This window comes from Bartonella sp. MU37NMGALS (assembly GCF_042194015.1).
Lineage (GTDB): Bacteria > Pseudomonadota > Alphaproteobacteria > Rhizobiales > Rhizobiaceae > Bartonella > Bartonella grahamii.
Genome location: NZ_JBHIML010000177.1, coordinates 1 through 513 on the forward strand (window position 1 = coordinate 1; position 513 = coordinate 513).

Sequence of the window (513 nt, forward strand, 5' to 3'; positions counted from 1 at the left end):
TGCATCATAAAACGAGCGCTATTATTAACCGTGTTAGGGTGCTGTCCCTCTGACCAATTAATCAAAGCATCAGCACCACCATTCTCAGATGCCGTTAAAGACCAATCATAAATCGTGGACATCTACTAAACCTCACGTCTTGATTCCAAACACAACACTCATATTAATCGGACGCGTCTCACTTGCACCTGAACTTGCCAATGTAACATCACGCATATGAAGGTGGGAATGGGGAAAGGCGAGCTTATGGTGCACACGTATATCCTCTGCTCTCACGCCCAAACGTTCAGCAAGCTTCAACCTTTGCTGGTCATTCAACACATATCCCCAGATGATCGTCATATCACCATGCCAACTCTCTTCCTGATTTTCATCATTCAAAATCGTAAAGGATTGCCTCCCGTGATCATGCTTTCTCATAGCGTCATTTTGTAAAGTGCCAAGATAACGAAAGCGGTCTATCTCGCGGTCATCATCAACACCTCGTAAAAAAACACCACGCAAATCGGGAAC

2 pseudogenes are annotated in these 513 nt (G+C 44.6%); both read right to left on the minus strand.

Annotated features, from left to right (window positions below):
• Positions 1-122: pseudogene (locus tag ACFIJP_RS09795) on the minus strand (phage tail protein); the annotation flags it as partial.
• Positions 123-132: 10 nt separating this feature from the next.
• Positions 133-513, minus strand: a pseudogene (locus ACFIJP_RS09800) (phage tail protein); the annotation flags it as partial.